The organism is Stenotrophomonas rhizophila (assembly GCF_000661955.1).
GTDB classification, from domain to species: domain Bacteria; phylum Pseudomonadota; class Gammaproteobacteria; order Xanthomonadales; family Xanthomonadaceae; genus Stenotrophomonas; species Stenotrophomonas rhizophila.
In genome coordinates this window covers 4,127,811-4,151,817 of sequence record NZ_CP007597.1, presented here as the reverse complement: position 1 = coordinate 4,151,817, position 24,007 = coordinate 4,127,811, and the positions used below count along the sequence as shown (strand labels likewise).

At 67.7% G+C, this 24,007-nt stretch carries 20 protein-coding genes; 9 read left to right on the top strand and 11 right to left on the bottom strand.

Annotated features, from left to right (window positions below):
• The first annotated feature begins 160 nt into the window (after positions 1 to 160).
• Together DX03_RS18215 and DX03_RS18210 are read left to right on the top strand one after the other, a co-directional pair.
• Positions 161 to 3,043: a TonB-dependent receptor gene (locus DX03_RS18215; protein WP_038690997.1), complete on the top strand. Its 2,883-nt coding sequence runs from the start codon at positions 161 to 163 to the stop codon at positions 3,041 to 3,043.
• A 90-nt stretch (positions 3,044 to 3,133) separates the two neighbouring features.
• Positions 3,134 to 3,877, top strand: coding sequence for a FadR/GntR family transcriptional regulator (locus tag DX03_RS18210; protein WP_038692607.1), 744 nt, complete (start codon positions 3,134 to 3,136; stop codon positions 3,875 to 3,877).
• Positions 3,878 to 3,898: 21 nt separating this feature from the next.
• Here DX03_RS18210 and DX03_RS18205 read toward each other — a convergent pair whose 3' ends face one another.
• Positions 3,899 to 4,288: a DUF6165 family protein gene (locus tag DX03_RS18205; RefSeq protein WP_038690995.1), complete on the bottom strand. Its 390-nt coding sequence runs from the start codon at positions 4,286 to 4,288 to the stop codon at positions 3,899 to 3,901.
• Between the two features lie 190 nt (positions 4,289 to 4,478).
• Between DX03_RS18205 and DX03_RS18200 the strand changes: the two genes are divergently transcribed.
• Positions 4,479 to 5,168 (top strand): TorF family putative porin, encoded by a 690-nt coding sequence (locus tag DX03_RS18200; protein ID WP_051599014.1) that lies wholly within the window; start codon positions 4,479 to 4,481, stop codon positions 5,166 to 5,168.
• 160 nt (positions 5,169 to 5,328) lie between these two features.
• Here the strand turns inward: DX03_RS18200 and DX03_RS18195 are convergent, their stop codons facing one another.
• Positions 5,329 to 6,504: an MFS transporter gene (locus DX03_RS18195; protein ID WP_038690993.1), complete on the bottom strand. Its 1,176-nt coding sequence runs from the start codon at positions 6,502 to 6,504 to the stop codon at positions 5,329 to 5,331.
• 112 nt (positions 6,505 to 6,616) lie between these two features.
• Between DX03_RS18195 and DX03_RS18190 the strand changes: the two genes are divergently transcribed.
• Positions 6,617 to 7,543, top strand: coding sequence for a LysR family transcriptional regulator (locus tag DX03_RS18190; protein ID WP_038692603.1), 927 nt, complete (start codon positions 6,617 to 6,619; stop codon positions 7,541 to 7,543).
• Here the strand turns inward: DX03_RS18190 and DX03_RS18185 are convergent.
• Positions 7,518 to 7,988: a YehS family protein gene (locus DX03_RS18185; RefSeq protein WP_038690991.1), complete on the bottom strand. Its 471-nt coding sequence runs from the start codon at positions 7,986 to 7,988 to the stop codon at positions 7,518 to 7,520. The genes DX03_RS18190 and DX03_RS18185 overlap by 26 nt on opposite strands.
• A gap of 102 nt (positions 7,989 to 8,090) precedes the next feature.
• Here DX03_RS18185 and DX03_RS18180 point away from each other — a divergent pair, with 102 nt between their 5' ends.
• Positions 8,091 to 8,630 (top strand): hypothetical protein, encoded by a 540-nt coding sequence (locus DX03_RS18180; RefSeq protein WP_244880146.1) that lies wholly within the window; start codon positions 8,091 to 8,093, stop codon positions 8,628 to 8,630.
• 196 nt (positions 8,631 to 8,826) lie between these two features.
• On the top strand, positions 8,827 to 9,576 hold the full coding sequence (locus tag DX03_RS18175) for an SDR family NAD(P)-dependent oxidoreductase (RefSeq protein ID WP_038690989.1): 750 nt from the start codon (positions 8,827 to 8,829) through the stop codon (positions 9,574 to 9,576).
• A gap of 140 nt (positions 9,577 to 9,716) precedes the next feature.
• Here DX03_RS18175 and DX03_RS18170 read toward each other — a convergent pair whose 3' ends face one another.
• From DX03_RS18170 to DX03_RS18145, 6 genes are all read right to left on the bottom strand, one after another.
• Entirely contained in the window at positions 9,717 to 10,073 is a 357-nt protein-coding gene (locus DX03_RS18170; protein ID WP_038690987.1) for a VOC family protein, read from the bottom strand.
• Between the two features lie 70 nt (positions 10,074 to 10,143).
• Complete coding sequence (locus DX03_RS18165; RefSeq protein ID WP_038690985.1) at positions 10,144 to 10,926, bottom strand: helix-turn-helix domain-containing protein; 783 nt, start codon at positions 10,924 to 10,926, stop codon at positions 10,144 to 10,146.
• Between the two features lie 213 nt (positions 10,927 to 11,139).
• On the bottom strand, positions 11,140 to 12,015 hold the full coding sequence (locus DX03_RS18160; protein ID WP_038690983.1) for an SPOR domain-containing protein: 876 nt from the start codon (positions 12,013 to 12,015) through the stop codon (positions 11,140 to 11,142).
• Between the two features lie 18 nt (positions 12,016 to 12,033).
• On the bottom strand, positions 12,034 to 13,722 hold the full coding sequence (gene argS, locus DX03_RS18155; protein WP_038690981.1) for an arginine--tRNA ligase: 1,689 nt from the start codon (positions 13,720 to 13,722) through the stop codon (positions 12,034 to 12,036).
• Positions 13,723 to 13,872: 150 nt separating this feature from the next.
• On the bottom strand, positions 13,873 to 14,571 hold the full coding sequence (radC, locus tag DX03_RS18150; RefSeq protein ID WP_038690979.1) for a RadC family protein: 699 nt from the start codon (positions 14,569 to 14,571) through the stop codon (positions 13,873 to 13,875).
• A 198-nt stretch (positions 14,572 to 14,769) separates the two neighbouring features.
• Positions 14,770 to 15,918 carry a Fic family protein gene (locus DX03_RS18145; RefSeq protein ID WP_038690977.1) on the bottom strand — a complete coding sequence of 383 codons (1,149 nt, stop codon included), beginning with the start codon at positions 15,916 to 15,918 and terminating at the stop codon, positions 14,770 to 14,772.
• Between the two features lie 276 nt (positions 15,919 to 16,194).
• Between DX03_RS18145 and coaBC the strand changes: the two genes are divergently transcribed.
• Genes coaBC through DX03_RS18130 form a run of 3 tightly spaced genes read left to right on the top strand, consistent with a single transcriptional unit; the run spans position 16,195 to position 20,279 of the window.
• A complete protein-coding gene (coaBC, locus tag DX03_RS18140) occupies positions 16,195 to 17,454 on the top strand; it encodes a bifunctional phosphopantothenoylcysteine decarboxylase/phosphopantothenate--cysteine ligase CoaBC (protein ID WP_038690975.1) in 1,260 nt (419 codons plus the stop codon).
• Positions 17,451 to 17,924 carry a dUTP diphosphatase gene (gene dut / locus DX03_RS18135; RefSeq protein ID WP_038690973.1) on the top strand — a complete coding sequence of 158 codons (474 nt, stop codon included), beginning with the start codon at positions 17,451 to 17,453 and terminating at the stop codon, positions 17,922 to 17,924. Before coaBC ends, dut begins: the two co-directional genes overlap by 4 nt.
• 15 nt (positions 17,925 to 17,939) lie before the next feature.
• Entirely contained in the window at positions 17,940 to 20,279 is a 2,340-nt protein-coding gene (locus DX03_RS18130) for a phosphomannomutase/phosphoglucomutase (protein ID WP_038690971.1), read from the top strand.
• A 360-nt stretch (positions 20,280 to 20,639) separates the two neighbouring features.
• Here DX03_RS18130 and DX03_RS18125 read toward each other — a convergent pair whose 3' ends face one another.
• Positions 20,640 to 21,359, bottom strand: coding sequence for a response regulator transcription factor (locus tag DX03_RS18125; protein ID WP_051598917.1), 720 nt, complete (start codon positions 21,357 to 21,359; stop codon positions 20,640 to 20,642).
• Positions 21,340 to 24,000, bottom strand: coding sequence for a sensor histidine kinase (locus DX03_RS18120; RefSeq protein WP_038690969.1), 2,661 nt, complete (start codon positions 23,998 to 24,000; stop codon positions 21,340 to 21,342). Before DX03_RS18120 ends, DX03_RS18125 begins: the two co-directional genes overlap by 20 nt.
• Between the last annotated feature and the right edge of the window lie 7 nt (positions 24,001 to 24,007).

Here is a 24,007-nt window from a genome sequence, read left to right as displayed (position 1 = left end):
CATATTTCTGCTGCATCCGCACATTAAATTCGTCCAAAGTGGTCTAGGCGGATCACAGGGGTAGACTTTAGTACCAATTCATTGACATTGGTCCAGCAACCGTGAATTGTCCGGATCGAATCCGTGTAATCGGACGATCCATCCTGGGAGGGAGATCACGATGTTGCATGACCGCCGTACGGCCTCGCCACGAGGCCTCCGCCGCACCGCGCTGCATGGCGCGCTGTTGTATGCCCTGTCTGTCACCGCGGCCGTGCCGCTGGTGCACGCACAGGAGGCTGAATCACCGCCCGCGCAGGCCACCACCCTGGACCAGGTCCAGGTCACCGGTGTGCGCGGCACCATCCAGACCTCGATCGACAAGAAGCGCGAAGAGACCGTGGTGTCCGACGTGCTCGCTGCCGAGGACATCGGCGACCTGCCGGCCCTGTCCATCGGCGAGGCCATCGAAACCATCACCGGTGCCTCCACCCATCGCGAGAAGGGCGGGGCGTCGGAAATCTCGATCCGTGGCCTGGGCCCGTTCCTGGGCTCGTCCACCTTCAACGGCCGCGAAGCCACCAACGGCAGCGGCGACCGCTCGGTGAACTTCAACCAGTTCCCGTCCGAGCTGATCAACAGCGTGGCCATCTACAAGACCCAGCGCGCCGACTTCGTCGAAGGCGGCGTGGCCGGCACCGTGAACATGGAAACGGTCAAGCCGCTCGAATACGGCAAGCGCACCATCCAGGTGGACGGCCGCGGCACCTGGCAGGACTACGACGACCGCCTCAAGGACAAGGACGGCGTGGGCTGGCGCGGTACCGCCAGCTACATCGACCAGTTCGACATGGGCGGGGCCGGCAAGCTCGGCGTCTCGGTGGGCGTGCAGGCCCTGCAGGGCAGCAACCCGGAAGAAATGTTCTCCAGCAGCTCCACGTGGGTGGCCTGCGATGGCCGTGAAACCGTGGGCGCCACCCGCAACTGCACGCAGGTCAACGGCAACCAGGTCGCCAACGGCGTGCCCTATTACCTGGTGCCCAGCAGCCGCATCTACCGCCAGTTCATCGAACACGACAAGCGCGACTCGCAGTTTGCCGCGCTGCAGTGGCGCCCCAACGACACGGTGGAAGTGAACGTCGATTACCAGCATTCCAAGCGCGACTACACCGAAGACCGCTCGGACCTGTCGCTGTCGTCGATGATGCGCAACCTCAACAACCGCGTGGTCACCGACGACGGCGCGCTGCTGCACCACACCGGCAGCACCACCATCGACTCCACCGGCAACTTCCTGGAGCGCAAGGAGGAATACACCGGCGGCGGCTTCAACGTCATCTTCCGGCCCACCCCGGCCTGGACGCTGTCCACCGACCTGTCCTACTCCAACACCCAGCGCGATCAGATCGAGCGTTCCACCCGCCTGCGCGCCGGCCGTACCGACGTCAACGGCAACCCGGTGGGCGGCATCAAGAACACCCGCTACGTTGATTACACCTACGACTACAGCGGCGACGTGCCCAGCATCTATCTGGATCCGGCGTTCGACGTGAACAATCCGGACAACTACACCGATTCGGCGCTGATCCGCCGCCGCCAGCAGAGCCGCGAGCACACCATCCGCGCGCAGCGCTTCGATGCAGCGTTCACCCCGGAAAGCGGCTTCTTCACCGCCATCAAGGGCGGCGTGCGCCATTCCGAAGCCACCTACACCGACTTCACCAACACCCGCGACATCACCACCACCAATGTCGCCGCCATCCGCGCGGCCAACCGCGCCTGCCGCCAGGAATTCCCGCAGAAGGACTTCCTGGCCAACGCCAGCGGCAACACCATCGACCAGTGGGCCAGCTTCGACAGCCGCTGCCTGTTCAACGCCTTCACCGGCGTGGACGACACCGGCCTGAGCGCCGACCTGCGCGACCCGGCCAACAACGATGTCACCGAGAAAACCAACGCCCTCTACCTGATGGGCGACTACAGCAGCGAGTGGTTCGGCCTGCCGGTCACCGGCAACATCGGCGTGCGCGGCGTGCGTACCGACGTGCGCTCGGTGGGCCTGCGCAGCGGCCTGGATGTCATCAACAACCCCGATGGCAGCGTGACTCTGCGCCCCACGGGCGACTTCACCCGGCAGATCCTCAAGTCCAGCAACACCGAATGGCTGCCCAGCTTCAACGCCGCCTTCGAACTGCACCCGGACCTGCTGCTGCGCGTGGGTGCCTACCGCGCCATGTCGCGCCCCGACCTGGCCGCCGAAGGCTTTGGCCGCAGCTTCACCCTGGACGAGGCCGATACCGATTTCCGCACGGTGGCCGAGGCGCTGGGCAACATCACCGCCACCGGCAACCCGCGCGCCAAGCCGCTGATGTCCTGGAACGCCGACGTCTCGCTGGAGTGGTATGCCAACGCCGATTCCATGCTGTCCACCGCGATCTACTACAAGCAGTTCAACGGCGGCTCGGTACCGGTGGTGGTGGGCGAAACCTTCGATATCGACGGCCAGAGCGTCACCGTGCCGGTGGAGCAGCTGGCCACCAGTGACCAGAAAAGCGACCTGATCGGCTTCGAGCTCACCGGCTCGCACAGCTTCAGCTACCTGCCGGGCATCTTCTCCGGGCTGGGCGTGAAGGCCAGCTACAACTACGCCCATTCCAACTTCAAAACCGAAGACCTGCGCCTGGGCGAGTCCACCGACCCCATCACCGGCGTCTTCACGCCCGGGATCGTCGAGCCGGCCAACATCTTCGGCCTGTCCAAGCACGTGGCCTCGGCCCAGGTGTATTGGGGCCTGGGCAAGCTGGACCTGCAGGCCATCTACAAATACCGCTCGGATTATTACCAGCAGTTCGTCGGCGACCCGTCGCAGAACCGCTACGTGCGCGACAATGGCTCGCTCGACTTCCGCGCCACCTACAAAGTGAACAAGCACTTGTCGCTGTCGTTGTCGGCCAGCAACCTCACCGACGAGCCGCGGGTGTCGGATATGCCCATCCTGGGCAGCTTCCGCGAGTACACCACCTACGGGCGGCGCTATTATCTCGGGGTGCGCTACCGCTTCTGAGGTCAGTGGCGCGGTTTTCCCAACCGCGCCGCTCTCTGAGGGCGCGGGTCGCATGATGGTCCCCAGCCACCGTACAGCCAGGTCTTGATGATGTCCGAACCCCGTCTCTACCAGTCCATTGCCGCCGAAATCGTCGCGCTGATCGAGAAGGGCGAATTCCCGCCGGGCTCGCGCCTGCCCGGCGAACGCGACCTGGCCGAACGCCTCGGCGTCAGCCGGGTGACCGTGCGCGAGGCGGAAATCGCGCTGGAAGCGCAGGGGCTGATCACCATCAAGACCGGCTCGGGCGTGTATGTGAAGGCGCGCCCGTCGCAGGCCCCCGGCGCGCTGCCGGACGTGTCTGCCTTCGACCTCACCGCCGCCCGTGCGGTGATCGAGGCCGAAGCGGCGGCCATGGCCGCCAGCCGCATCACCGACGCCGAACTGCAGGACTTGGCCGGCCTGATCGCCGCCATGGTCGACCCGGCCTCGGGCGAGGCCGCCGCCAGCGAAGCCGACCGCCAGTTCCATCTGTCCATTGCCCGCATTGCCGGCAACCCGGTGGTGGAGCACTGCGTGCAGCTGATCTGGCGCATGCGCAACGAACTGCCGCGGGTGAAGCAGGTGTATGCCAACGTCTGCCACAACGACGACGACACCCGCGACGAAGAGCACACCGCCATTCTCGACGCCCTGCGCCAGCGCGACCCGGCTGCCGCACGGCTGGCCATGCGCAACCACTTCCAGCGCCTGTTCGAATCCATGCTGGAAGCCACCGAAAACGAAGCGCTGGCCGAAATCCGCCGGCGCACCCAGCAGGACCGCGAACGCTTCATGGCCGCCACCGGGCACTGAGCCCGGTGCGGGCGGGGCGGGTTACTCGCCCTGGTACTGCTTTTCTTCCACCAGCTGCGAACCGGCCACGCGGTTGATCTCGTTCTTCACCTTCACCCGCTCGCCGTTGGTGCCGTACACCCCACGCGCCAGCTGGATGAACGCATCGTCGAACTCCTGCGCCGCTTCCTTGTCGCGCAGCTGGTCCTGGATGTCCCACATGCGCACGTTGATCGCCTTGAGCTGATCCTTCAGGGCATCCAGCCCCGGCTGGCTGGCCAGCTGCTGCTGCCACAATGGCCACAGGCCATCGAGTTCCTTGCGGACGTTGGCGTTCTTGCCGGCATCGCTGATGCGCTCGGCCTTGATTTCCAGAATGGTGATCTTGTCGATCAGCTCGCCAATCGATACCGGGGTCAGGATCGCGTCCACGCCATTACTCGCAACAGGTCAGAGCAGCCATGATAGCGCGGCCCCTGTGCGGCATCGTGGACGCAGGATTTACGCTGATTTTGCGCCGGCACCGCCGCCGCGGCATGGCGGCTTTACGGCCCCAACAGGAACACTGCCCACCTCGACGGCGCCGCCGTCCGATGGAGTGCTTACCGTGGTGGTTGAACAGATGAAAGGGCGCATCGTGCGCCGCTGCAGCGTGCTGCTGCTGGGCCTGGCGATGAGTGGTGCGGCGGCGGCCGCGGTGGAGGGCAACGCAACGCTCACCACCGATTACGTCTGGCGCGGCAGCTCGCAGAGCGACGGCGACCCGGCCGCGCAGGCCGGCGTCAAACTTGGCAGCGAGCGCGGCTGGTATGCCTCGGTATGGGGCTCGGGCGTGTCGTTCCAGCCCGACAACGGCGCACGCAGCGAGTTCGACGTGGTGGCCGGGTGGAGCGGGGCGTTGGGCCAGGACTGGGCGCTGGACGTCAACCTCACCCGCTACCTCTACCCGTCCAGCAACGTGGACCTGAACTGGACCGAGCTCAACAGCACCCTCACCTGGCAGCAGCGCTACTGGCTGCAGGTAGGCGTGTCCGACGACGCGCTGGCCGGCGGCCACACCGGCACCTACGCCCAACTGGGCGCCCGCCTGCCGCTGGGCGAGCAGTGGCGGCTGGAAGCGGCGGTGGGCCATTACTGGCTGGCCAGCGCGCAGGCCGACGACTACCTGCACGGCCAGCTCAGCGCCGTCTGGAAGGTCCACGGCCCGTGGGAACTGCGCCTCACCGCGCACGACACCGACACCGCCGCCAAACGCCTGTTCCCCGGCAACGCAGGCTCCCGCGTCGAATTCGCGGTACAAACCGCGTTCTAACGGAGCGCCCACCCACCCCGTGCGGTATTCCTACCGCCGGGCACACACCCCATCCGGTAGAGCCGACCGTTGGTCGGCTGCCCCCGGCGGCACGCAATGCAGCCGACCAACGGTCGGCTCTACCGGGCGGCACGCAAATGCAGCCGACCAACGGTCGGCTCTACCGGCGCAGCACCGCCACCGCCCACACCGCCATCGCCACCGCGGCCACGCCCGCGCCGGTCACGCACACCCCGGTCCACCCGAACGCGCCATACACCTGCGCCGACACCAGCGACCCCAGCGACCCACCAATGAAGTACCCGGTCATGTACCCCGCATTGAGCCGGTTGCGCGCCTCCGGCCGCAGCGCGAACACCACGTTCTGGTTGCTCACGTGCAGCAACTGCGCCGCCAGGTCCAGCACCAGCACGCCCACCACCAGTGCCACCAGCGACTGCGTTGAAAAGCCCAGCGGCAACCACGACGCCGCCAGCAGCACCAGCGCCAGTGTCGTCGCCAATGCCGCCTTGCCGCGGTCGGCCATCCGCCCGGCCACCCCGGCGGCCAGCGTGCCCGCCGCGCCCACCAGCCCGAACAGCCCGATCGTCGCATCGCTGTAGTGGTACGGCGCGCCCGCCAGCAGGAAGGCCAGCGGCGTCCAGAACATCGCGAACATCGCAAAGCTCAACGCCCCCAGCAGCGTGCGCAGCCGGAACACCGGCTCCTGCGCGAACAGCGTGCCGATCGAACGCAGCAACGCCCCATAACTCAAGCCCGCATGCTGGTAGAAGCGCGGCAACGTGCGATACAGCACCCACGTGGTCAGCACCAGCGTGCCCGCCGCCATCCAGTACACCCAGCGCCAGTCGCCCAGCGACGACAACGCCCCGGCCACCGTGCGCGCCAGCAGAATGCCCAACAGCAGCCCGCTCATCACCGTGCCCACCACCCGGCCACGCTCTTCCGGCCGCGCCAGCGTGGCTGCAAACGGCACCAGCACCTGCGCCACCACCGAAAACAGCCCGGTAATCGCCGTACCCACCAGCAGCCAGGCGAACTCATGGCTCAACGCGCTCACCACCAGCCCGGACGCCGACAGCAACGACATCACCACGATCAACCGCCGCCGCTCGAACATGTCGCCCAATGGCACCAGCAGCACCACCCCCACGCCATAGCTCAACTGCGCGGCCGTCACCAGCGTGCCCGCGCGGCCGAACGACACCCCGAACTCGCCGGCAATGGTGTGCAGCAGCGGCTGCGCGTAGTAGTTGCTGGCCACCGCCACGCCGGTGGCAAAGGCCATCAACAGCACCTGCCAGCGGCTCAACGGGGTGTGTACATCGGCGGTCATAACGCGTCCAGACTCCAGGGGGACGCCAGTGTCCGCCCACCTGCGCCATGATGGAAATGAATAGTTATCATTCAACGCATCTTAAAAATAGATGCATACCGGAGACCACGGCGTGAACCTCAAACAGCTCGAGTTCTGCGTGGCCCTGGCCGAAGAGCGCAACTTCACCCGCGCCGCCCAGCGCTGCCACGTCGTGCAGTCCGCGCTCAGCCACCAGATCGCCCACCTGGAAGAGGAACTGCAGGCCACCCTGTTCGAACGCCTGCCGCGCCAGGTACGGGTCACCCCGGCCGGCGAAGCGCTGCTCAGCCACGCCCGCCAGGTGCTCGATTCACTGCGGCACATGCGCGAAGACGTGGCCGCCGTGGCCGGCCAGGTGCGCGGCACCCTCACCATCGGCCAGATCACCTCGCTTACCGCCGTGGACCTGGTGGCCTGCCTGGCCGCCTTCCACACCCGCTACCCGCAGGTGGAATTCCGCCTGCGCATGGACAAAAGCGAAGTGCTGATGGAAGACGTGCGCGAGCGCCGCGTCGATGTTGCGCTGGTGGGCCTGTCGCCCGGTACCGCCATCGACGGGGCCTGCCACCGGCTGCTGGCCGAAGAATCCATGGTGGCCGTGCTGCCGCCCAGCCACCCGCTGGCCAGCCGAAAACGCCTGTCGCTGGCCACCCTGGCTGAGTTGCCGCTGGTGGATTTCCAGTACGGCAGCGGCGGCCGCCGGCAGACCGACGAAGCCTTCGCCGCCGCCGGGCTACCGCATCGGGTGCCGTTCGAAATCAACCACATGTCGCTCATCGAGCGCTTCGTCCAGCAGGGGCTCGCGGTGGGCATCGTGCCGGTGGCCATCGCGGCCGGGTTTACCGGCGTGGCCTGCGTGGCCATCCAGGATGCGCCCGTGCGGCGTGTGCATGCGGTGTGGTCGCGGTTGCCCACGCCGGCGGCGCGGGCCTTCATGCAGGAACTGCTGCAGCACGTGGCCCCGCAGGCGGAGCCACGTGCCGGCGTGGGGCTCAGGCGCCGCGCACGCGCAGGGTGAGGCCCTTCAGGAAGTTGCGCAGCAGCTGGTCGCCGCAGGCGCGGTAGTTCTTGTGGTCCGGCTGGCGGAACAGCGCCGACAGCTCCGGCTTGGACACCGGGAAACCGGCCTGCTGGAAGATATCGTGCATGTCCACGTCCTTCAGCTGGAAGGCCACGCGCAGCTTCTTCAGCACCAGGTTGTTGGTGATGCGCTTTTCCACCGGGCGCAGCGGCTGGCTCTCGTCGCGGCCACGGAAGTGCACGATCAACCCGTCCAGGAAGTGCGCCAGGGTGCGATCGTCGCAGGCCACGAAGCCCTCTTCGTCTTCCTTGCGCAGCCAACCGGCCACATCGGCCTTGTCGATCACGAAGGCCGGATCGGCCAGGGCACAGGTGTCGGCGATCATGCCGTCGCTGAGGTCGAGCATGTAGCGGATGCTGCGCAGTACATCGTTGTTGATCATGTGACGTCCAATACCGCCGGCGCGGCTGCGCGGCTGGCCGCCATTTTACCCCCTGCCGGCCTCAGCACCCGGCGCGACCGGCCACGCTGTCATCTGGCTGCCATGAAAGTGCAGCACAGTGCCGCCATCGAGCATCAACAGGCAGTGGAGCAGGCAATGCGCAGGTGGCAGGTTCTGGCGGGTGTGGGCATGGTCTGGCTGGCCGCAACGGCCGCCGCCCAGGCCCCGTATGTGGCAATCGAACAGCGCGTGGACCCGCAGGAACTGGCCCACGTAGGGCTCAGCCCGGCCCAGCTTCAGACCCTGAACCGCCTGCTGCGCGAGGCCGACGCCCGTACCCCGGCCCCGCCGGTGGCCGCCGCCCCGGTGGTCGCGCCCGGCGCGCCCACCCCGACGCCCATGTTCCCCGGCCTGGACGACGGCCCCATCAACGCCACGGTCACCGGCCAGGTGGACGGCTGGGCCCCGGGCACCGTGTTCACCCTCGACAACGGCCAGCAGTGGCAGGTGCTCAAGGGCGAAATGAAGCTCAAGACCAGCCGCAGCAACCCGGCCATCGTCGTCGTACCGGGCATCGCCGGCCGCTGGTTCCTGCAGGTGGACGAAGACCTGCCCAAGGCCCGCGTCTTCCGCATCCGCTGATCGCCGATCGCGCGCCGGCCGCGTAAACGGACGCCCACCCACGTAGAGCCGGGCTCTGCCCGGCTGCTCCAGATTTCGGCCAGCCGGGCAGAGCCCGGCTCTACGCGATCCCGCCCCGCGGGCTACGTCGCCATACCCCCGGCACACACCCCCCGCATCGGTGCGAAAATACCCGTGATTCCCACGGAGTACCCCGATGACCCGTACCGCTCTGATTACTGGCGCCACCTCCGGCTTTGGCGCTGCCGCCGTCCATCGTTTCGCCCAGGCCGGCTGGCGCGTCATCGCCACCGGCCGCCGTGCTGAACGGCTGCAGCCGCTGGTCGACGCCTACGGTCCTGAGCGTGTGCATGCGGCCGTCTTCGATGTGCGCGACAGCGCCGCCATGGAGGCCGCGCTGGCCGCCCTGCCGGCCGACTTCGCCGCCATCGACCTGCTGGTCAACAACGCCGGCCTCGCCCAGGGCACCGCCCCGGCGCAGAGCGCCTCGCTGGACGACTGGCGCACCATGATCGACACCAACGTCACCGCGCTGGTCACCCTGACCCACCGCCTGCTGCCGCAGCTGGTGGAGCGCAAGGGCGCCATCATCAACATCAGCTCGGTGGCCGGCGTGTACCCGTACCCGGGCGGCAACGCCTACGGTGGCACCAAAGCCTTCGTCAGCCAGTTCTCGCTCGGCCTGCGCGCCGACCTGCACGGCACCGGCGTGCGCGTCACCACCATCGAACCGGGCATGGCCGAAACCGAGTTCACCCTGGTGCGCACCCACGGCAACCAGGCCGCCTCGGACACCCTCTACACGGGTGCCAACCCGATGACCGCCGACGACATCGCCGAGCAGATCTTCTGGGTGGCCAACCTCCCGGCGCACCTCAACATCAACCGCCTGGAACTGATGCCGGTAAGCCAGTCGTTCGCCGGTTTCCAGGTCGCGCGCGACTGATCCAAGGGCATCGCTGCCCGGTCGTGCCGGCCGCTGGCCGGCACCTCGCCACGCGAACAAACCGGCAGAGCCGACCGTTGGTCGGCTGCTCTCGGCGCACACCCACCGCTTACGGCAGCCGACCAACGGTCGGCTCTACCTCAGGCGGCTGTCCACACCGCCAACTCATACCCATCCGGATCGCGGAAATGAAACCGCCGCCCACCCGGAAAGTCGAACGTTGCCCGGCACACCTCCGCCCCGGCGGCTTCCACCCGCCGCTGCGCGTCGGCCCGATCGTCGGCATACACAATCACCAACGGCCCACCCGGCCGCACCGGCTCACCCGTGGTGAACCCGCCGCGCAACCGGCCATCGTCGAACTCGGTATACCCCGGGCCGTAATCGGTGAACGACCACCCAAACACGCTGCCGTAGAACGCCTTGCTGCGCGCGATGTCAGCGACGTTGAATTCAATGTTGTCGATCCGGCGATCGTTGCCGTGTGCGGTGCTCATGGGGGCATCTCGTTGAAAGGAGCCCCAGCATCGCCACCCCGGCCGCGCCGGTCTTGAACAAAACGGCCAGTCAGCTACGCCACTGCGCGCACAACTGCGCCGCCCCGATCCCTGCCAACGCCCGTACCTCGCGGCTCAGGTGCGACTGGTCGGCATAGCCCACGTCCGCCGCCAACCCCGCCAGCCCATCCCCCGGGCGCGCACGTGCCAGCGCCAGGAACCGCTGCAGCCGCAGAATCCGCTCCAGCATCTTCGGCCCATAGCCGAACTGCTCGTGGCACAACCGGCGCAGGCTGCGCGTGCTCACCTGCAGCGCTGAACTGATCGCGGCCAGATCGTGGCCACCGGCCCGCACCTGCCCGAACACCCGCGCCGCCACCGCGTGGCGCCCCCCGGTAGAGCGGGGAAGCCCAGCCAGCGCCTGCGCAAACAACCGCTGCCGCGTATCGCCATCGCCCACGTCATTCAAGCGCGCCGCCATCTGCCGCGCCTGCGGCCCCAGCACCGCATCCAGCTCCACGGCCATGCCCACCATCTCGCCCAGCGGCACCCCCAACCACGCCCGCGCCGCGCCCGGCTGAAACCGCGCGCCCAACACCTGCGCACCGGGCATCAACTGCGGGTGCGCAGCCACCACATCCGGCCCCACCACATACAGCCGCCCATCGCGCCACAGGATATCCACGCAGCCATCGGGCAGCACCGCCACCTCACCGCTGTGCCCCACCGGCAGATCGCTGCGCCACAGCTGCCCGAAGCAGCCCTGCAGCGCAGCCGGCGGCATCCATTCGCGATAGCGACCGGTGGCACCGGCAACGCTTGGAAGTTCAGCAGGATCGGGGCAGGAAGACATGCATGGACGATAGCGCACTGCCAGGTGGTCGCCAGCGAGGGGGGCTGCCTGAAACAAGAACGCCGACCCAAGGGTCGGCGTCCAAGTTGCATCTGGAGCAACAGCCCCCTTGGAGTGCAAGGGGGCGCGCCGGCAGGCGCGGGGATGTGGAGGTACCAGCAGGGGCCCGAGGTTTCGCGTAGCGCAACCTTGGGGTAGTCGCGCGGCGCGCGGCTACTGCGCCTTGATCGCCATAGCCTGAAGTCCGGTCCCATCCAGCTTCTGCTTGGCTTCCGCCAGCTCCCCGGCGCTGCCATACGGTCCCATGCGCACGCGGTACACCGTCTTGCCGTTGATCTGCGCCGATTCCACCCGCGCCGCCAGACCAATCATCGCCAGCTTGGCCTTGGTCGCCTCGGCATCGCCAGACGCACCAAACGCACCGGCCTGCAGGATGTAACGCACGTTGCTGGCCGCAGGCGCAGCCGCCGCCGCAGCAGGCGTCGCTGCCGCAGTAGCCGCCGGCTTCGGTGCAACCGGGGTAGCGGCCGCCGTCTGCGCCGGCGTTGCCGCCGCAGCCGTGGTCGCCGCCGGGCGCTCCGCCACCGGGGCGGGCAGCGGGGCGGTGCTCACCGGTGCCGCCGACGTGGTTGCTGCGGTGCTGGTCGGGGCCGGTGCCGGCGGCAACGGACGGCCTTCCAACGCCGCCTGCGCGCGCTGCGCCTCGGCCTTGGCACGGCGCTGGTCTTCCGCACGCGCGCTGGCCGCCAGCTCCGCATCGGACATTTCCACTTCCTTGCCGGGCAGCAAGGTGTAGAAGTCGTACTGCGTAGCTGCCGGCTTGGCCGGTTCGGCAGGCTTGGCCGCCGCGCCCGGCTTGGGCAGTTCAGCGCCCACGTCGGTATCGGCGTCGCTCACCGGGGCCGGCTGGGCGTTCGGGTTCGGCTGCGGGCCTACCCGCAGGAAGCCGTCACCGTCGCTCTTGAACAGGTTGGGTGCTGCCAAAAACACTACGGCCGCAATCGCCACACCGGCCACCAGCCACACCCATCCCGGCGTGCCCTGGTTGCTGTTGCGTCGTGCCTGGCTCTTGCCGCGTCGTGCTGCCATTTACTGCTTCTCCACTGCTTACATTTTTTCCGGGGCGGAAACGCCCAGGACGCTCAGACCATTGGCCAGCACCTGGCGCGCCGCGCAGGCCAGCGTGAGCTTGGCGTTGCGTTCGGCGTCGTCAGCCACCAGTACCTGCGTGCCGTGATACCACGTGTGGAAGGCGTGCGCCAATTCACGCAGATACTGCGCGATCAGGTGCGGCTCCAGCGCGATACCGGCCGCTTCCACCACCTCCGGGAAGCGCGACATTTCAATCATCAGCCACAGCGAGGCATCGTCGTTCAGCGACGCCACACCCGCCAGGCCTTCGCCCGGCGTGTAGCTCAGGCCCTTCTCCTGGGCCTGGCGCAGCAGGCTGCACACCCGGGCGTGCGCATATTGCACGTAGAACACCGGGTTGTCGTTGCTCTGCGCGCGGGCCAGGTCGATATCGAAGGTCAGCTGCGAATCGGGCTTGCGCGCAATCAGGAACCAGCGGGTCGCATCGCGGCCGGCTTCTTCAATCAGGTCGCGCAGGGTCAGGTAGCTGCCGGCACGCTTGGACAGCTTCACTTCCTCGCCGCCGCGCATCACCGTCACCATCTGGTGCAGCACGTATTCCGGCCAGCCCTTGGGAATGCCCACGTCCAGCGCCTGCAGGCCGGCGCGCACGCGTGCCAGCGAGCCATGGTGATCTGCGCCCAGCTCGGTGATGGCGCGCTCATAGCCGCGCTGCCACTTGCTCAGGTGGTAGGCCACGTCCGGCAGGAAGTAGGTGTAGGTGCCGTCGGACTTGCGCATCACGCGGTCCTTGTCGTCACCGAAGTCGGTCGAGCGCAGCCACAGCGCGCCGCCGTCCTCATAGGTGTGGCCAGCCGCCTTCAGCTGGGCGACGGTCTCTTCCACCTTGCCGTCCTTGTACAGCGAGCTTTCCAGGAAGTAGATGTCGAAATCCACCCCGAACGCCGCCAGGTCCTGGTTCTGCTCGTTGCGCAGGTAGGCCACCGCGAAGCGGCGGATGCCATCCAGGTTGTCCGGGTCGCGCTCGCCCACCACCGAGTGGCCTTCCAGTTCCACCGTGGCACCAGCCAGGTAGGCGTTGGCCACGTCCTGGATGTAATCGCCGCGGTAGCCCGCTTCCGGCCAGCCGGCGTCATCGGGCTTGAGCCCCTTGGCGCGCGCCTGGGTGGACAGGGCCAGGTTTTCGATCTGCACGCCGGCGTCGTTGTAGTAGAACTCGCGTTTGGCGTTCCAGCCGTTCACATCCAGCAGGCGCGCCAGGCAGTCGCCGATGGCGGCGGCGCGGCCATGGCCCACGTGCAGCGGGCCGGTCGGGTTGGCCGACACATACTCCACGCCCACGGTACGGCCGTTGCCGCTCAGGTTGCGGCCGTAATCGGCGCCTTCCTTTAGCACGCTGGCCGCTTCGCGCTGGTAGGCGCTGGGGGCGAGGTGGAAATTGATGAAGCCTGGGCCGGCGATCTCAACGCGCAGCACATCGGCGCTCTTGGGCAGCGCATCCAGCAGCGCCTGGGCCAGGGCGCGCGGGTTGCTGCGCGCCGGCTTGGCCAGCAGCATCGCGGCATTGGTGGCGAAATCGCCGTGCTCACGGGTCTTCGGGCGTTCGACCACGAATTCCGGGGTCAGGGTATCGGCCGGCAGAGTGCCGTTGGCGCGCAAGGCTTCGATGCCTTGGCTGATCAGGGCGCGGAGGAGATTTTTCACAAGGCCTGCTTTGGGACTGGAGCGGCGGAATCGGCAATTTTAGCCTAGATGGCGGGCCGATCCATTGAACGGGGTTGGGGCAGGGGGCTTGAGGGGTCTTGGGGACGGTTTCGGGGCTTCGGACAGGCGCGTTTGGGCTGACTGGGGCGTTCAGCCCCGGAAGGACAGGGTGGGTTCGAGCCAACCTCGTTCAGCCATGGAGACGGGGGTGCCTTCGCCCACTACTACGTGGTCCAGGAGTCGGACTCCTACCAAAGGCAGGGCTTTTTCCAGATGACGGGTGATATCGCGGTCGGCAGCGGACGGTTCGGCGCTGCCAGAAGGGTGGTTGTGGCCGATGATCACGGCTGCCGCGTTGTGGAACAGTGCGCGGCGTGCCACTTCGCGCGGGTAGACCGCCGCCGCATCGATCGTGCCGTTGAAGAGTTCCTCGAACGCCAGCATGTGGTTGCGGGTGTTCAAGAACATGACGGCGAAGACCTCATGGGGGCGCCCGCGAAGCCGCTGTTTGAAGTAGCGCATGGCTGCCTTGGGATCGCACATGCCTTCACCCAGGTCCAACTTCGCACGCAAATGGCGGTCGGCGAGTTCCAGTGCGGCGACCAGCTTGCACGCCCGTGCCGGGCCGAGCCCTGGCAGTTTCCTCAGCTTCTGCGCGCTCATATCAAGCAATAGGCGCAGGGGGCCATGTTCCTTGAGGAGAAGGCGTGCGTTCTCCATGACGTCCAAGCCCTTGCAGCCGGTGCCCATGAACAGGGCAAGCAACTCAGCATCGGAAAGCGCTGCGGGGCCACGCGCCAGCAGTTTCTCACGGGGTTGCTCGTCCTTGGGCCAGTCTTTGATTGCCATGGCTCAAGTGTTGAGAAACACGTATGCCCAGCCAATCAGAATATGCCGCGTCCTCTGATAAGGGTTGCGCGTGGGCGCACTTGATGGCTGTTCAGCAGGCTGTTTGATCCAGTCAAAAACAATAATATTTCTACAGTTATGCGGAGAGAATGCTGTTGAGGCTGGCTAGCGGCTCTGCAATGTCATAGCTCCGTCCCCTCATTCCATTAGAAGTCGCACATACCGCGCATACAAGAAGCTCTGGTTCCGCGCCCGGCCCGTCGTCTCGTCCAACACCCCAGCTACCTGCAATCCATTGATGGCCTTCGCCGCGGTTGGAGCACTCACCTCCAGCACCTGCGCCGCGCGATCAATGTTGATTCTCGGCATGGTGGGAAGCAGCTCGAACAACCGAAGCGTCGCCAACGTACTGGTACCCAGTGCAAGCACACGCTTCCGATCCTCGGCGATGCATGCGGCAAGGGCAACGATGCTGCTTTGCGCCTCATCAGCAGCAGCCTCCACGGCCTCCAGAAAGAAGCTCACCCAGCCTTCCCAGTCACCGTCATTTCGAATGGCGGAAAGCCGGTCGTAGTACACCCGCTGGTGTCGTTTCAGGTAACCAGACACATACAGCAACGGCTCGGGCATCAACTTCCATTCTTCCAGCAACATGGCGATGAGCAGGCGCCCAATGCGGCCGTTGCCGTCCAGGAAGGGATGGATGGTTTCGAATTGCGCATGCACCAACGCCACGCGTACCAGGGGCGGCAACGTGTGCTTTGGCTGGTGGATAAAGCGCTCCAGCGCGCTGAGCGCGGGCCCCACTTCCTGAGCGGGCGGCGGAACGAAGCTCGCATTGCCTGGCCGGCTTCCACCAATCCAGTTCTGTGTAGTGCGCACGGCCCCCGGCTGCTTGGTGGCGCCACGCACGCCCGTCATCAGCACCCGGTGGGACTCGGTCAGCAGCCGTAGTGATACCGGCAGACCGGTAGGGCTACGCAGCTGTTCGCGCGCGTAGTTGAACGCCAGCAGGTAATTCGTAACCTCTTCCACATCCTGGGCATTGGTCACCGTCATACCGGCTTCCTCATCCAGCACGTCGGTCAGTGTGGCCTGGGTGCCTTCTAGCTGCGAGGTAAGCAAGGCCTCCTTGCGGATGGCGGCATAGATCAGCCAGTTGCTGGAGGCCACCAGCCCGGCCATGCCGGACAGGCGCGTCAACGCTACTTCGGCGCGGGCGTTCTGCTCCACGTACGCGGTGGGGGAAAGCACCGGCTCTCCGGGCGGGAGGGCGTGAGGCACGAACGCGGGAACGTTCTCGCCGCCAACGGCGGTTGTGGCATAGGTCCCAGTGATGCGCGGCATGACAAGGTTCCTTTGGATACGGTTTCAGCTGCGAAAGAAACCTTTCCCAGCCGCGAGCGTTATTAAAGCATCCTTTTTTAACGACTAAAACCGCGGGGTCACCTTCCGTTGTCGGCACCCTGCCTCAGGCAGTTCCGTCTACTGGGCAGGCCAACAATCAAGGGAGGCAGCCGTACACCCTCATGACCAAAAACACCCCCCTCATGCCCCTGAGGCATGAGCCGCCCACACCCCATCAGGTAAGCTAATCGCCTCAGTTCGACAGGAAATTCGCAGGTGGCTGACTCCCCCCAGGCTTCTCCGGCGTCCGCGCGCCCGCTGCAAGGCCAGAAGCTGTTGTTGTGCGTAGGGGGCGGCATCGCCGCCTACAAGTCGCTGGAACTGGTGCGTCGCCTGCGCGATGCCGGGGCCCAGGTGCAGGTCGCCATGACCGCCGGGGCCCAGCAGTTCGTCACCCCGCTGAGCTTCCAGGCCCTGTCCGGCCAGCCCACCCGCACCACCCTGTGGGACAGCGCCGCCGAGCAGGCCATGGGCCATATCGAGCTGGCCCGCTGGGCCGATCGCATCGTGGTGGCCCCGGCCACCGCCGATCTGCTGGCCCGGCTGGCCCACGGCAATGCCGATGACCTGGTCACCACGCTGTGCCTGGCCACCACCGCGCCGCTCACCGTGTGCCCGGCCATGAACCACCGCATGTGGCAGCACCCGGCCACGCAGGCCAACATCACCCTGCTGCGCCAGCGCGGCGCGCAGGTGATCGGGCCGGAAGACGGCCCGCTGGCCGAAGGCGAATCCGGCCCGGGCCGGCTGACCGAACCCAATGCGATTGTTGCGGCACTGGCCGCGCTGCAGGCGCCGGCCGGTGCCGACGCCGCGCCCGAGCAGCAGCTCAAGGGCCTGCGCGTGGTCATCAGCGCCGGCCCCACCTATGAAGACCTGGACCCGGTGCGCTACGTGGGCAACCGCAGCAGCGGCAAGATGGGCTACGCGCTGGCTGCGGCCGCCGTGCGCCAGGGCGCGCAGGTGGTGCTGGTGAGTGGTCCGGTGCAGCTGCCCACCCCGGCCGGGGTGCAGCGGGTGGATGTGCGCTCGGCCGCGCAGATGCGCGAGGCGGTGCTGGGCGCGCTGCCGGCCGACATCTATATAGGCGCGGCCGCGGTGTCCGATTACACCCCGCGCCAGGTGGCCCCGCAGAAATTGAAGAAGACCGCCGGCACCCAGACCCTCACGCTGGAGCTGGTGCGCACGCCGGACATCCTGGCCGAGGTGGCCGCGCAGACCAACGCGCTGAAGCTGGTGGTCGGCTTCGCGGCCGAAACCCACGATGTGGAGAAGTACGCGCGCGGCAAGCTGGTGGACAAGCGCCTGGACCTGGTGATTGCCAACCAGGTGGGCATTGCCACCGGCGGTTTCGAAAGTGATGAAAACGCGGCCACGGCCTACTGGCAGGGCGGCGAACAGGTGTTCCCCGGTACCTCCAAGGCGCTGCTGGCCGAACAACTGTTGTCCCTGATTGCCCAGAGGTTGCACGCATGAGCGTTGATTCCACCCTTCAGCCGTTGCAGGTCAAGCTGCTCGACCCGCGCTTTGGCGATACCTGGCCGCTGCCGGCCTACGCCACCGAGCACAGCGCCGGGCTGGACCTGCGCGCGGCGCTGGAAACCGAACTCACCCTGCAGCCGGGCGATACGGCGCTGATTCCCAGCGGTATCGCCATCCATATCGCCGATCCGAACCTGGCCGCCGTGGTGCTGCCGCGCTCGGGCCTGGGCCATCGCCACGGCATCGTGCTGGGCAACGGCACCGGGCTGATCGACGCCGATTACCAGGGCCCGCTGCTGATCAGCGCGTGGAACCGCGGCCGCGAGCCCTTCACGCTGCAGCCGGGCGACCGCATCGCGCAGCTGGTTGTGCTGCCCATCGCACGCGTAAGCCTGCAGGTAGTGGATACTTTCACCGACAGCGCCAGGGGAACGGGTGGATTCGGCCATACCGGGGTGCGCTGACCAGGGGGAAGTTCCATGAGCAAGGCGAAGGCGGAAGGGCAACCGAAGCTGGCAAGCAAGCGCACCGGGCCACTGGTGGTGGCCGCGCTGGTGCTGCTGGCTGCATGGTTTGGCTGGAGCGCGGTGCGGCAGTGGCAGCAGGCCTCGGTGGGCACGGAGCTGGAACAGTCGCGTGACCAGATCGTGGGCGGGGTGCAGACGGCGCTGAGCGGCCAGCTGGACCAGCTGCGCAAGCTGGTGAAGAGCGAGCGTGTGGCAACGGCGCTGCGCAACGGCGATGGCCAAGCCACGGCCGTGGCCATCCGCGAGGGCTGGCCGGGCACCGAAGAGGTGCAGGTCATCCCCGCCAGCCTGGACGCGGCCTATGCCGACCCGAAGGCCTTCGGTTACTCGCGTCTGGCGCTGCTGGAAGCGGCCAACGCCCAGAACGAGGTGGTGGCCCGCGTGGTGCGTGATGCCGGCGGCCAGCGCCTTGGCCTGGCGGTGCCGGTGGTGCTGGGCACGCAGGGGCCGGCGCTGGTGTACGTGCGCCAGCCGCTGCTGCGGCTGACCGCCACCTTTGATCAGGTGCGCGTGCCGGGCGCAGGCTACGTGGCCCTGCGCCAGGGCAACCACAACGTCATTGAACAGGGCAACGCGGGCCTGGCCGGCGGTGCCGAGGCGCTGGCGCGCCCGATCGGCAAGAGCGGGCTGCGCCTGGCCGCGGCCGTGCCGGATATTGAACCGGGCCCGCTGGGCCTGGGTGCCATTCCCAGCGCGGTGGTGGCGGTGCTGCTGCTGGCCATCGCCGGCATGCTGCAGTTCGGCAAGGGCAAGGTGCCGATGCCGCGCCGCCGCGCGTCGAAAGACGCCACCGAAGAAGACGGCCCCACGCTGCGCGAAAGCCTGGAACAGGTGCCGCTGGCGGTGGTGCCGGCCGTGGCCGAAGGCGGTCCGCCGCCGGTGCCGGGCGTAGCGGGGCAGGACGTGCCGGCCGGTATCTTCCGCGCCTACGACATCCGCGGCGTGGTCGGGCGCGAGCTCACCCCGCAGGTGGCGGCGCTGATCGGTCAGGCCATCGGTTCGGTGCTGCAGGTGCAGGGCCTGCGCGAGATCGTGGTGGGCCGCGATGGCCGCCTGTCCGGCCCGGAACTCAGTGCCGGGCTCATCGAAGGCCTGCGCCGCGCCGGCTGCGATGTCATCGATATCGGGTTGGCGCCTACCCCGGTGGTGTACTTCGCCAGCTACCACCTGCGTGCGGGCAGCTGCGTGGCGGTCACCGGCAGCCACAACCCGCCGGACTACAACGGCTTCAAGATCGTGGTGGGCGGCGAAACGCTGTCGGGCGACGCCATCACCGAACTGTTCCTGCGCATCCGCGACGGCCAGCTGCACGTGGCGGCCGAGCCGGGCAGCCTGAAGCAGCGCGAGGTCAACGCCGATTACATCCAGCGCATCGCCGACGACGTGCAGCTGGACCGCCCGCTCAAGGTGGTGGCCGATGCCGGCAACGGCGTGGCCGGCGAACTGGCCCAGCCGCTGCTGGAAGCCATCGGTGCGGAGGTCATTCCGCTGTACTGCGATGTGGATGGCACCTTCCCCAACCACCACCCGGACCCGAGCGACCCGCACAACCTGGAAGACCTGATCCAGACGGTGAAGCGCTTCGACGCGGACATCGGCCTGGCCTTCGACGGCGACGGCGACCGCCTGGGCGTGGTCACCCGCGAAGGCAAGATCATCTATGCCGACCGCCTGCTGATGCTGTTCGCGGCCGACGTGCTGATGCGCAACCCGGGCGCGCTGGTCATCTATGACGTGAAGTGCAGCGGCAAGCTGTCCGACTACGTGCTGCGCAACGGTGGCAGCCCGCTGATGTGGAAGACCGGGCATTCGCTGATGAAGGCGAAGATGCGCGAAACCGATGCCGAGCTGGCCGGCGAGATGAGCGGGCACTTCTTCTTCAAGGAGCGCTGGTTCGGGTTCGACGATGGCCTGTATGCGGCGGCGCGTTTGCTGGAAATCCTGGCCCAGCGCGAGGAGACGCCGTCGGAGGTGCTGGACGAACTGCCCGACAGCGTGTCCACGCCGGAGCTGAAGGTGCCGGTGGAATCGGGCACTCCGCACGCGCTGGTGTCGCTGTTCGTGTCGGCCGCGCAGGTGGAAGAGTCGCCGTTCGCCGGCGCCCGCCTGGCCACCATCGACGGCCTGCGCGCCGATTTCCCCGATGGCTGGGGGCTGCTGCGCGCCTCCAACACCACGCCGGTGCTGGTGCTGCGCTTCGAGGCCGATGATGAAGCGGCGCTGGAACGCATCAAGACCCTGTTCCGCGACCAGCTGCAGCCGTTGCTGCCGGGTGTGGACCTCGGGTTCTGATGGGCGTGGGTACCGACCAATGGTCGGTACCTACCGTCGCACCATCGGGTGGGCCACGACCGTTGGTCGTGGCGCATCCCAATCGAATACCCTGCGATCCTCACGCGCGCGACGTGATCCCGCACGCCATCCCGGTTCGCACACGGACAACGAGATACCGCCGGTAGGGTCGCATCCCAATCGACTGCCGTGAAACGGGCAACGTGCGATGTTGGCATGACCGTAAATCGAAACGTGTTTCTCCGCCGGTGTTCATGCCACAACCGAACGCGGGGAACGTATCGGCGGTCGATCGGGATGCGACCCTACCAGGTGTTCCGGCACAACGGTGATGGACGCAAGAAACCACACCCCGCCGCCTCACCCCTTGAACCGCAACCCCACGCCCGGTTCGGTGAACACGTACCGCGAATCCAGCGCGGAATCGCCCAGCTTGTGCCGCAACTTCCCCACCAGAATCCGCAGGTAATGCGTGTCTTCCTGATGCGTTGGCCCCCAGATCTCCTGCAGGATCTGTGGCTGGGTCACCACGCGCCCGGCGTTGCGCAGCAACAACGACAACAACGCGTATTCCTTGCGCGTCAACGCCACCGGCGCGCCATCCAGGTGCACCTCGCGGCGCACCAGGTCGATATGCAGATGCCCGTCATCGAACTGCGGCAACACGCCATCGGCCGACACCGTGCGCGAGCGCAGCAACGCCCGCACCCGCGCCATCAGTTCCTGGGTGCCAAACGGCTTGGTCACGTAGTCGTTGGCGCCGTTGTCCAGCGCGCGCACCTTCTCTGTTTCACCGGCGCGCACGGTCAGCATGATCACCGGCACCTGGCTCCACTGGCGCAGTTCGGCCAGCACCTCGTGGCCTTCCATGTCCGGTAGGCCGATATCCAGGATCACCAGGTCCGCGCCTTCGCTGACCAGCGCTTCCAGCCCGGCCTGGCCGGTGGCCGCCTGCACCACGCGGTAGCCCTGCGCGCGCAGGCTGATGTCGAGGAAGCGGCGGATCTGCGCTTCATCGTCAATCACCAGCACGCGCGCCGGGGGCGCACCTTGGGGCAGGTCAGGGGTCGTCGTGGTCATCGGCAGGGTGGGGTTGCAGCAGGGGCAGCGTAATGCGGATCAGGGTACCGCGTCCGTCGCGCCCTGGCAGTGCCTGCACGCTGCCGCCATGGGCGCCGATCATGCCCTGGCAGATGGTCAGCCCCAGCCCGGTGCCATGCCGGCCGCGGTCGCCACGCTCCACGCTGTAGAACATGTCGAAGATGCGCGCGCGCTCGTCGTCGGGAATGCCGGGGCCGGCGTCCAGCACGTCGATGCGCAGCTCGCCCTCCACCAGCCGCGCCTGCACCTCCACCGCCGCGCCGGGCGGGGAGAACTTGGCCGCGTTTTCCATCACGTTGAACACGGCCTGTTCCACCAGCGCCGGGTGTACCCAGATCGGCGCCAGCGTGGCCGGGATGTCCAGCTTCAACTGCACCTCCGGCTGGTAGCGCTGCAGGCGGCGCGCGGCCGAGCCCACCAGCTCGTCCACGCCGATCCAGTCGCGGTTGATCTGCAACCCTTCGTGGCCCAGCCGGGTCATGTCCAGCAGGTTCTGGATGTAGCGGTCCAGCCGCTCGCCTTCCACCAGGATGGTGTCCAGCAGGGCGCGGCGGTCCTGCGCGTCCATCGCGTCGGCATAGCTGCCCAGGCTGTCGGCCGAGCCGATCATCGCCGCCAGCGGCGAGCGCAGGTCGTGCGACACCGACGACAGCAGCGCCGAGCGCAGGCGCTCGGTCTCGTTGCTCACATGCGCCTTTTCCAGGTCGGCCACCAGCTGGGTGCGCAGCGCGGCCTGGGCAATGTCATCCACCATCGCCTCGGCCAGCTGCCGCTGCTCGGGGGTAAGGCGCGGCGCGTTGCGGGCGAAGCGCATGCCGGCCACGCCGATGGCGCGGTCGTCGCCGTCCAGCAGCGGCAGGAACCACCACTCCGCACCGGCCAGGGTGTCGGTGAAGCGGCCGCTGGGCTGGCCGTGGCGGCGTGCCCAGTCGGCGGCGGCCAGATCGGTGTCGCCCGGCGCGGCGCTGCCGCTGGTGCTGGTGTCCTGGCCGATGCGCAGCCACGCCGGTGCGTCCATCGCCTGTTCCAGCGCCTCGCGCCCGGCCTGGGCGACCTCTTCATTGCTGGCCGCGCGGGTCAGCTGCCGGCCCAGTGCCTGGCGCGCGTTGGCATGCCGGTTGGCCGCGCGCAACGCCAGCACCTGCATGCGCAGCCGCGACGCCAGCCGCCCGGCCACCAACGCAGCGGCCAGGAACAGGAACACGGTGATCACGCCCTGCCGCGCGCTGATGGCAAAGGTGAAGCGCGGGGCGATGAAGAAGAAGTTGTAGGCCAGGAAGCACAGCGCCGCGGCAATCACCGCCGCACTGGTGCGACTGCGCGCGGCCACCATCACCACCGCCACGATGAACACCATCGACAGGTCGTACAGCCCTACCCAGCGCTCGGCCACCAATGCCACCAGGCAGGCAATCGCCGTGGCGCCCAATGCCAGCAGGGTGTCCTGGCCGGTACTGCGGCTGGGCACGCTCAACCCGGTGCGGCGCGCGCGTGCACGCGCCTGCGGGGTGCCGATGATGGTGATCTCGTAGTGCGCGCCACGCTGGATCAACTGCTGGGTGAGGGTGCGGTTGAGCATGCGCGCGACCGGGCGCTCGCGGGTGCGGCCCAGTATCAGGGTAGACACGCTGTTGTGCGCGGCATGGTCCAACAGCGCATCGGCAATGCTGGACCCGTGCAGCAGCTCGGCCTCACCGCCCAGGCGGCGGGCGAGGGCGAACGCCGCGTCGATCTCGCGCCGGGTGGCCTCGTCGTTGCGGCGGCCCTGCACGGTCACCACCGTCCATGGCGCATCGCGGCGCTCGGCAATGCGCCGGCCCACGCGCACCAGGTACTCGCTCTGGCCCCCGCCATCGATGGCCACCAGCACGCGGCGGCGCAGCGGCAAGTTGCCTTCGCCACGCGCGGCGCGGGTCTCGCGCAGGCTGCTGTCCACGCGGTCGGCCGCTTCCTGCATGGCCAGTTCGCGCAGCGCGGTGAGGTTGGCCGGCGAGAAGAACGCCTGCAGGGCCTGCGCGGCCTGCTCGGGCACGTACACCTTGCCCTGCTGCAGGCGCTCGATCAGTTCGCGCGGGGGAATGTCCACCAGCACGATGTCGTGCAGGCGATCCAGCACCGCATCGGGCACGGTCTCGCTCACGCGTACACCGGTGATGCGCATCACCACATCGTTGAGGCTTTCCAGGTGCTGGATGTTGACCGTGGTCCACACATCGATGCCGGCCTCCAGCAGTTCCATCACGTCCTGCCAGCGCCGCTCGTGGCGGCTGCCGGGCACGTTGCGGTGGGCCAGTTCGTCCACCAGCACCAGCGCCGGGTGGCGCGCCAGCACCGCGTCCAGGTCCATCTCGCCCAGCACGTGCTGCTGGTAGTCGCGTTGCAGCAGCGGCACCTGCGGCAGGCCCTCCAGCAGCGCCGAGGTTTCGGCGCGGCCGTGGGTTTCCACCAGCCCCACCACCACGTCCACGCCACGGCGCAGTTGCTCGTGCGCGCGGCTGAGCATGCTGAAGGTCTTGCCCACGCCGGGGGCGGCACCGAGGAACACGGTGAGTTTGCCGCCGGCTTCGCGTTGCAGACGTTCAACCAGGGCATCGGCCTGGCGGGTGCGGGGGTCGCTCATGGGTGGC

What these genes read in the sequence shown, in the direction of transcription:
- DX03_RS18185 (WP_038690991.1), bottom strand. Translation starts at nt 7,988, where the DNA reads ATGATCAACAACGATGTACTGCGCAGCATCCGCTACATGCTCGACCTC.
- DX03_RS18165 (WP_038690985.1), bottom strand. Translation starts at nt 10,926, where the DNA reads ATGTCTTCCTGCCCCGATCCTGCTGAACTTCCAAGCGTTGCCGGTGCC.
- DX03_RS18200 (WP_051599014.1), top strand. Translation starts at nt 4,479, where the DNA reads ATGAAAGGGCGCATCGTGCGCCGCTGCAGCGTGCTGCTGCTGGGCCTG.
- DX03_RS18215 (WP_038690997.1), top strand. Translation starts at nt 161, where the DNA reads ATGTTGCATGACCGCCGTACGGCCTCGCCACGAGGCCTCCGCCGCACC.
- DX03_RS18170 (WP_038690987.1), bottom strand. Translation starts at nt 10,073, where the DNA reads ATGAGCACCGCACACGGCAACGATCGCCGGATCGACAACATTGAATTC.
- DX03_RS18175 (WP_038690989.1), top strand. Translation starts at nt 8,827, where the DNA reads ATGACCCGTACCGCTCTGATTACTGGCGCCACCTCCGGCTTTGGCGCT.
- radC (WP_038690979.1), bottom strand. Translation starts at nt 14,571, where the DNA reads ATGGCAATCAAAGACTGGCCCAAGGACGAGCAACCCCGTGAGAAACTG.
- DX03_RS18195 (WP_038690993.1), bottom strand. Translation starts at nt 6,504, where the DNA reads ATGACCGCCGATGTACACACCCCGTTGAGCCGCTGGCAGGTGCTGTTG.
- DX03_RS18120 (WP_038690969.1), bottom strand. Translation starts at nt 24,000, where the DNA reads ATGAGCGACCCCCGCACCCGCCAGGCCGATGCCCTGGTTGAACGTCTG.
- DX03_RS18180 (WP_244880146.1), top strand. Translation starts at nt 8,091, where the DNA reads ATGAAAGTGCAGCACAGTGCCGCCATCGAGCATCAACAGGCAGTGGAG.
- DX03_RS18130 (WP_038690971.1), top strand. Translation starts at nt 17,940, where the DNA reads ATGAGCAAGGCGAAGGCGGAAGGGCAACCGAAGCTGGCAAGCAAGCGC.
- dut (WP_038690973.1), top strand. Translation starts at nt 17,451, where the DNA reads ATGAGCGTTGATTCCACCCTTCAGCCGTTGCAGGTCAAGCTGCTCGAC.
- DX03_RS18160 (WP_038690983.1), bottom strand. Translation starts at nt 12,015, where the DNA reads ATGGCAGCACGACGCGGCAAGAGCCAGGCACGACGCAACAGCAACCAG.
- DX03_RS18145 (WP_038690977.1), bottom strand. Translation starts at nt 15,918, where the DNA reads ATGCCGCGCATCACTGGGACCTATGCCACAACCGCCGTTGGCGGCGAG.
- DX03_RS18210 (WP_038692607.1), top strand. Translation starts at nt 3,134, where the DNA reads ATGTCCGAACCCCGTCTCTACCAGTCCATTGCCGCCGAAATCGTCGCG.
- DX03_RS18125 (WP_051598917.1), bottom strand. Translation starts at nt 21,359, where the DNA reads ATGACCACGACGACCCCTGACCTGCCCCAAGGTGCGCCCCCGGCGCGC.